Source organism: Lactiplantibacillus sp. 7.2.4 (assembly GCF_018991185.1).
Classification (GTDB): domain Bacteria; phylum Bacillota; class Bacilli; order Lactobacillales; family Lactobacillaceae; genus Lactiplantibacillus; species Lactiplantibacillus pentosus.
Window position 1 is genome coordinate 1 of the sequence record NZ_JAGYGS010000091.1, and the last position, 7,605, is coordinate 7,605.

The window sequence follows — 7,605 nt, forward strand, 5'->3', positions numbered from 1 at the left end:
AAGGCTTACCGACCTTTTTTTTTATACTTAAGTTAGATTTAAATGGCTTAAACAGAAGAATAGGGGCTTTTAAATGAGTGCCAGAGCTAACCAGGCTAACCGGCTCAAAAGTTCAGCCTTTAGATCAACGCCAAGCTCAAGTGATTTGAGGCCAGAGCTTTATCTATTGATAAGATACTCAAAAGGTAGTATAATGGTAGTATCAAAAGAAGGGAGATGAGACAATCATGGCAGTTAATGAAAAGAAACGGGTCCAAGTCAAGATTGATAAAGATTTGGCCGATGATACCGAAGCAGTTTTAAGTGAATTGGGCTTAAATCCAACCACGGCCATTAACATGTTTTACAAGCGGATTGTTGCTAATGGTGCTTTACCTTTTAATGTGTCTTTAAGCGAAGAAGAAAGAGCTAATTTACGCTTTTTAAAGGCGACCGAAGGGACACCAGTCACCGAGTTCAAAGACGCTAAAGAGGTCGCTGATTGGCTCAACGATCCAGATGAGGACTAATGACTTAGTCAGCCTATACGTTAGTTTTGTAGAAACTAACGGTGGCAAGTCTCGGCCAGTTTTAATTCGTCGGGTATCAGAACAGACGGTCGAGGCTTTTAAAATTACTAGTCAGTATGAAAAGAAGTCGGCTTATATCAAGCAACAATATTATCCGATTCAAGATTGGCAATCCGCTGGGTTGAAGAAACCTTTCTGGGTCGATCTTGGTAATATTTATCGCTTTCCCAAAGCCGGTTTAAACTTTAAAGAAATCGGTCATTTAAGTAAGCTAGATCAAAATAAAATTTCAGATTTTACGCTTGACCTAAAATCAAAAAGAAGAGGTAAGGGTCAAAAGATAATTCAACAGCGATCAAGTAAAAGGAAGCACAAAGAAAGTAAAGCAGAGCTTACACAAAGAATTCAAAAATAGTTAAAAGACTTTGCGGATCAGAACCCAGAAATCAAGCCCAAAAATGATGCAGAAAATAAAGACGATCGGCCTAGTTATTAGGCTGATCGTCTTTAAATTTATTCGGTTTATGGGCATTAACGTAATTGGCAAATATTTTTAAAAGTTCTTCGGTTTGTTCGACCGATAGGTTATCAGCTTGAAAGTATTTTTCGAGCAAAGCCCCTTTTTGAATTAATCGGCGAGAACGGGCTTTGCGGGCTTGCCGATTTTCGTAGTATTTAGATTGCCGTAATTTAAAATCTTCCCGCTCAATTTTTTGCTTTAAACGCGCTTGCTGCTCAACTAATTTTTCATATTGATTAGGCATAGTCATTACCACCTAACTATTATTGGTTATTTTGAGATTGATTTAAAAAGGCGGCAACTTTTTTAGCAATCATTTTAATCTGTGGAGTGGTAAGTGTCCCATAATCCAAATTGGCTGTTCTAATGATTTGCTTACCGAGATTTTGTTCAATTTTATTTTTTTCAGCTTTAATCTTTTGATTAAGCTGTTTTAATTTGGCTTCTTGTTTTTCTAAGTTACTTTGAGACATAATGATCCCTCCAATCGTATTGAAAATAATCACCGACACTATATCATATAGAGGACGTTAAGTCAAAGGATAAAAGTTGAAATAGCGAAGCGGAAGGCATACACTATAAGTAAATTTATGGGAATCAGCAGGACGAGTGAAACGATGTCAATGCGCACTTACACCCCACTAAATTCTTGTGGGGTAAATCGTGATAAAATCTTGTATTATAAGTCGCCGATGGCGACAACAAAGCCAAAACCCATAGAATCAAAGGAAGGCAGTGACTGATATGGCAATCTTTCATATGAGTTTTAGTAATATTAGTGCTGGTAAAGGACGCAGTGCCATTGCCAGTGCCGCTTATCGAAGTGGTGAAAAATTATTTGATGATAAGGAAGGTCGCCACTATTTCTATGCCCGATCTGTCATGCCAGAGAGTTTTATTTTAACTCCTAAAAATGCGCCAGCATGGGCGAGTGATAGAGAACAATTATGGAATGAGGTCGAAAGAAAAGATCGACGAGCAAATTCACGGTACGCGAAAGAATTTAATGTAGCTTTACCAGTTGAACTAATCGAAGATGAACAGAAAGAATTACTGACAAAATATGTGCAAGAAAATTTTGTTGATGAGGGCATGGTAGCTGATGTGGCAATTCATCGCGACCACCCAGATAATCCGCATGCCCATGTGATGTTAACTAACCGCCCATTTAACCCAGACGGAACATGGGGAATTAAGAGCAAAAAGCAATATATTTTAGATGAAAATGGCAATAAAACATATACCGGAACTAGCAAGTACCCTAAGAGTAGAAAGATACTGATGGTCGATTGGGATAAGAAAGAAAAAATAATTGAATGGCGTCATAATTGGGCAGTTAGTGTCAATCAGGTTTTAGAGCAAAAAAATATTCCCGAGCGGATCAGTGAAAAATCATTTACTGAGCAGGGAATAGATGATACACCAACCCAACACGAGGGAATTAATAGTAAGCGGTATGAAAGAAAAGAATTTAACCAACAAGTAAAGAACTATCGCAAAGCCAAAGCCAGTTATAAAAACAACCAAGAAAAAGCAATCAATAGAGGTCACTTAGATAGCCTAAGTAAACACTTCTCGTTTAATGAAAAACGGGTGGTCAATGAGTTAAGCCATGAACTGAAAACTTATATCAGTTTGGAGAGTTTAGATGATAAACGGCGCATGCTATTTAATTGGAAGAACAGTACCTTAATTAAACATGCAATTGGTGAAGATGTGACTAAAAAATTATTGACGATTAACCAACAGGAAAGCTCATTAAAAAAGGCAGATGAACTCTTAAATAAAGTAGTCGATCGCACGACGAAAAAACTTTATCCAGAGCTTGATTTTGAACAGACTACGCAAGCTGAAAGACGAGAATTAATTAAGGAAACCGAAAGCGAACAAACAATTTTCAAAGGCAGTGAATTAAACGAACGTTTAATGAATATTTGTGATGATTTATTGACCCGACAATTATTGGCCTTTACCAAACGGCCATACGTTGGCTGGCAGTTATTAATGCAACAAGAAAAGGAAGTCAAAATCGAACTTAAATATACACTGATGATTCATGATGATAGCTTAGAAAGTCTAGAACACGTTGATCAAGGCCTACTAGAAAAGTATTCACCAACTGAGCAGCAAACGATTACTCGAGCAGTCAAAGATTTGCGAACAATAATGGCAGTTAAACAAGTCATTCAAACCCAATACCAGGAAGTTTTAAGAAAAGCCTTTCCTAATGGCAATTTTAATGAACTCCCAATGATTAAACAGGAACAGGCCTATACAGCCGTGATGTACTATGATCCAGCTTTAAAGCCGTGCAAGGTTGGAACAATCGCACAGTGGCAGAAAAACCCACCGAGGGTTTTCAATACCCAGGAACATCAACAAGGACTAGCTTATTTATCGGGACAGCTTAGCTTAGATCAGTTAGAGAATCATCACTTACAACGGGTTTTAAAGCATGACGGCACTAAACAACTCTTTTTGGGTGAATGTAAAGCCGATCCAATGATTAAGAACAGTCAGATTGAGAAAACCCAAAAACAGTTAAAAGAGCAACAAGCTAAGGACGATCAATACCGAAAATCCCAGCTGGCACATTATCAACCATTGAACTACAAACCAGTTAGTCCAGACTATTACTTAAAGACGGCCTTTAGTGACGCAATCATGGCCACCCTATATGCCCGTGATGAAGATTACCAACGGCAAAGACAGGCGCAAGGTTTAAAAGAGACCGAGTGGGAAATGACTAAAAAGCAACGGCAACACCAAACTCGAAACCGGCATGAAGATGGGGGCATGCACTTGTAATCGGAATAAAAAATGCACCGTTAAACCTGGTTAAAAGCGGCTGAACAAGGCAAAAAAGAATTAGAACAGAAACTGAATCATAAGGAGTGAACGAACATGACCACTGTTATCTTAGCTGAAAAACCCAGTCAAGCCCGTTCATACGTCCAAGCCTTTCAAAAGAGCACAAAAAAACAGGGTTACTATACGGTTAGTGACCCTGTTTTGCCCGAAAATACGCTTGTGACGTATGGTCTCGGACATTTAGTTGAACTAGCCACACCGGATAAATATGATCAGAAATACCAGCAATGGGCCTTATCTAATTTACCGATTTTCCCAGACAAATACAAGTTTGAAGTGTCAACTAGTAAAAGAGCGCAATTCAAGATCGTTAAAGACCTGTTAACGAAAGCCGATACCATTATTGTGGCCACCGATAGCGGTCGAGAAGGTTCCAATATTGCATGGTCAATCATGAATCAAGCGCATATTGATGTTAAGTCGAAAACGATTAAGCGCCTTTGGTTGAATAGCCTAGAAAAAGACGCGATTATTACCGGACTCAAAAATCTTGGTGATTGGCACAAAGACTATTTGGCTTATAAAGAAGCCCAAACCCGTCAAATTAGTGACTGGTTAATTGGTATGAATGGCAGTCCTTTATATACTTTGTTATTAAGACAAAACGGGGTACGCGGGGTGTATTCGATTGGTCGAGTACAGACGCCAACCTTATATATGGTCTATCAAAGAGACCAGGCAATCAAAAACTTTAAGCCGGAACCCTATTTTGAACTAAATGCGGAAATTTTAGCCAATCAGCAAAAATTCGTCGCAAAATTAGACCCCTATCAGCGGTTTAAAGATGAAACAGGGCTAATGACATTCATGCAAGCTAAACACGTTCAGAAAGGCTCACAGGGCGGTTTAATCAAGGATGTGCAAAAGCAGGCTAAAAAGAGTGCCAGTCCCCAACTATTTTCGCTATCCAGTCTGCAAAGTGCGATGAATAAACGGTATCATGCCAGTGCCAGCCAAACCTTGGCGGCCATTCAGAGTTTATACGAAGACAAACTACTCAGTTATCCCCGCACCGATTGTGCTTATATCACTGATGAAGAATTTGAGTATTTAGTGGCTAATCTGACGAAGTATCTGGGGTTAGTCTCTAAGCAAGTCGCTTTAACCAATACCACCCCGAATAAACGTTACGTCAATGGGAAAAAGGTTGAAGAACACTACGCTATTATCATGACTAAAGTTGTGCCGACGAAAAATCAATTAGCGGCCTTACCTAAATTACAGCAACAGGTCTATGACTTGGTTTTAAGAACGACGTTAGCGATGTTTGCTGATCCGTATGAGTACGAGGAAACCACCATTATCACCCAAGTTGGTGACGCCAATTTTAAAGCAACCGGTAAGGTGCCAACTAAGCAGGGTTGGCAAGTTTTATTTGATGAAAACAAAGCCGACCAGCAAGAGGCAGCCACCCTACCGATCGTTCACCAAGGCGACCAAGTTCAAGCAAATCTGCAAACGCCGCAAAAAGAAACGACCCCACCCGTGCCATTTACCGAAGGTACCCTGATTACGGCAATGAAGACAGCCGGCAAAACGCTTGATGATGAAGAAGCCCAGGCAATTCTCAAAGACGTGCAAGGTATTGGGACAAGTGCGACCCGGGCCAATGTGCTGGAAGTGTTAAAGAAACGCGGTTATCTCGTCACTGAAAAGAACAAACTTCACGTCAGTGAAGCCGGAACTACTTTATGTAAAGCGGTCGAACTCGAACCCTTGCTAACTAGCCCAGAAATGACGGCTAAATGGGAGCAAGCGTTACAACAAATCAGTACCGAAGAACGCACCCCGGATAACTTTTTGAGCCAAATCAAAAAGTTCGTGGCAAAATTGATTGCTGATGTCCCCGAGCAATTGACTGGCAGTTCAGCCATTAAGCAACAAATCGATCACCAACAGCAAGCGCAAAAAGCCGCCGACGTGTTCTTAGAAACACCACAAGCAACCGTATTAAACAAAACAAAGTTTTACATTGTAAAGCCTAAGCAAGGCGAGGACTTTACCCTGCCCAAGAAATGGAGTAGCAAGACGCTTGGTAAGACAGCGATTAAAGCACTGGTCACCAAAGGGGAAACCAGCAAATTAAAAGGTTTCAAGAGCAAAAAAGGAAAGTCGTTTGCCGCCAAGTTAAAGCTTGACGGCCATAAATTAAGTTTTGATTTTGATTAGAACCTGTCTACCGCCCTTCACGTTGTTCCGGTTGGTGAACCCGTCATTTAGGTTCACTTTTACAACCCCAAAAGTAAACCTAAATAACGGGTAAGATTAGCAAAACAAAGGAGATCATAAATATGGATAACGAATTAGCAGTCATTGGGAGTGAATTACCGGTTCTGCAGGCTAAAGAACCCTACAAGTATTTAAAGGAAATCACTGGTAACGGCGCTTATTATCAAGTAGCTTGGCAAAAATTATCTGACGGTTACGTTGCCCTTTATGGCACGACCTCGATTCAAATAAGATCATTGCCGACATTGAATGATATTTTTGAAGATGAGGAGGGGTAGACAATGCCGAGTAAAGCAGACGTTAAAGCCTGGAAAGCACAATTGGTTGCCCAGGCTGAACAACAAATCCTAAAATTAACTGATAGTGGCCAATTTAAAAAGTACCTCAATACCTTGGCTAAATTCCATCATTATAGCGCCAGAAACATTGATTTGATTTATGCGCAAAATCCGCAAGCGACCCAGGTCGCGGGATTTAAGCAATGGCAAACAGATTTTAACCGCACCGTTAATAAGGGCGCTAAGTCCATTCGAATTGCGGCACCGATTATTAAGAAATTAACACCCGCTGAGCAAAAGCGACTTGATACTACCGACGAACGGGCCATTGTTGGTTATCGTTACCTACCCATCTTCGACGTGGCACAAACTAGTGGTGCCCCTGTCCTAAGCGCTAAAGACTTTGTCAAAGAAAATTTGGCTGATCATCAGAATGTGACAAGCTTATATAACGCGTTCAAAGATTATTTAAACCAGCAACCCGACCTTAAAGTCAGTGAAGTTCCTTTAGCGACGCTAAATGGGGCTAAGGGGTATTTTCAACCCAGCACTAATGAAATCGTCATTGGTGGCGATGAGCCCGACAATGCTTTGAAACTAAAGACGTTATATCACGAATATGCGCATAGCCAGCTACACGGATTAAAATCAGCCTTTAAAGATCGCCCACGAGCCTATCAGGAAACCCAAGCCGAAGCGGTTGCATATGTCGCCATGCAAAACATTGGGGTTGATACAGGCAATTACTCCCTCGGGTATGTAGCTACCTGGGCCAAAGATAAAGCCGTGATCCATAGTGCTTTAAGTGAAATCCAGCAAGTTAGCAACAAAGTGATTGAGCTTAGTGACGGGTTAACCAAACAATTAGGCTTACAAGAAGCACAAAAAGAACCTGAGCATGATTTAAAAAAGCTATCAGCTCAGGATCTTAATCAGTCCTATCAAAGCTTGCAACAACAAATTAGGCAAGCAACTAGTCCACAACAAAAATCAGAATTAAAAAATCAGTTAAACGATGTGCACCAAGAAATTAGTGATCAAACTCAAAAGCAGCTGCAAGCATTTGCTGAACAGCATCCAGAAATCAAACAACCAGATTCTGAACCTGATCAAAGCCTAAAACGTTAGCCAGTTTTTAAGGGACATGCTATAATGAAGACAGAAAAAGGAAGCCCCGCCGAAAACAGGACTTCCCACG

General features: G+C 40.5%; 7 protein-coding genes and 1 pseudogene. 6 read left to right on the top strand and 2 right to left on the bottom strand.

What is annotated here, in order from left to right:
- Positions 1–227 precede the first annotated feature (227 nt).
- Together KGF70_RS15950 and KGF70_RS15955 are read left to right on the top strand one after the other, a co-directional pair.
- Complete coding sequence (locus KGF70_RS15950; RefSeq protein ID WP_128537155.1) at positions 228–509, top strand: type II toxin-antitoxin system RelB/DinJ family antitoxin; 282 nt, start codon at positions 228–230, stop codon at positions 507–509.
- Positions 499–1,005, top strand: a pseudogene (locus tag KGF70_RS15955) (hypothetical protein). The gene KGF70_RS15950 and the pseudogene KGF70_RS15955 overlap by 11 nt, the downstream one beginning before the upstream one ends.
- Here the strand turns inward: KGF70_RS15955 and KGF70_RS15960 are convergent.
- Both KGF70_RS15960 and KGF70_RS15965 read right to left on the bottom strand, forming a co-directional pair.
- Positions 995–1,273 (bottom strand): hypothetical protein, encoded by a 279-nt coding sequence (locus tag KGF70_RS15960; RefSeq protein WP_075141395.1) that lies wholly within the window; start codon positions 1,271–1,273, stop codon positions 995–997. The pseudogene KGF70_RS15955 and the gene KGF70_RS15960 overlap by 11 nt on opposite strands.
- 19 nt (positions 1,274–1,292) lie before the next feature.
- Complete coding sequence (locus KGF70_RS15965) at positions 1,293–1,502, bottom strand: hypothetical protein (protein WP_216786496.1); 210 nt, start codon at positions 1,500–1,502, stop codon at positions 1,293–1,295.
- 271 nt (positions 1,503–1,773) lie between these two features.
- Here KGF70_RS15965 and mobQ point away from each other — a divergent pair, with 271 nt between their 5' ends.
- From mobQ to KGF70_RS15985, 4 genes are all read left to right on the top strand, one after another.
- Positions 1,774–3,837: a MobQ family relaxase gene (gene mobQ, locus KGF70_RS15970; RefSeq protein ID WP_216786497.1), complete on the top strand. Its 2,064-nt coding sequence runs from the start codon at positions 1,774–1,776 to the stop codon at positions 3,835–3,837.
- 96 nt (positions 3,838–3,933) lie between these two features.
- Positions 3,934–6,069, top strand: a complete 2,136-nt coding sequence (gene topB / locus KGF70_RS15975) for a DNA topoisomerase III (RefSeq protein WP_216786498.1) — start codon at positions 3,934–3,936, stop codon at positions 6,067–6,069.
- Between the two features lie 122 nt (positions 6,070–6,191).
- Positions 6,192–6,407 (top strand): hypothetical protein, encoded by a 216-nt coding sequence (locus KGF70_RS15980; protein WP_027823051.1) that lies wholly within the window; start codon positions 6,192–6,194, stop codon positions 6,405–6,407.
- A gap of 3 nt (positions 6,408–6,410) precedes the next feature.
- Positions 6,411–7,535, top strand: a complete 1,125-nt coding sequence (locus KGF70_RS15985) for an ArdC-like ssDNA-binding domain-containing protein (protein ID WP_216786499.1) — start codon at positions 6,411–6,413, stop codon at positions 7,533–7,535.
- Positions 7,536–7,605: the final 70 nt, after the last annotated feature.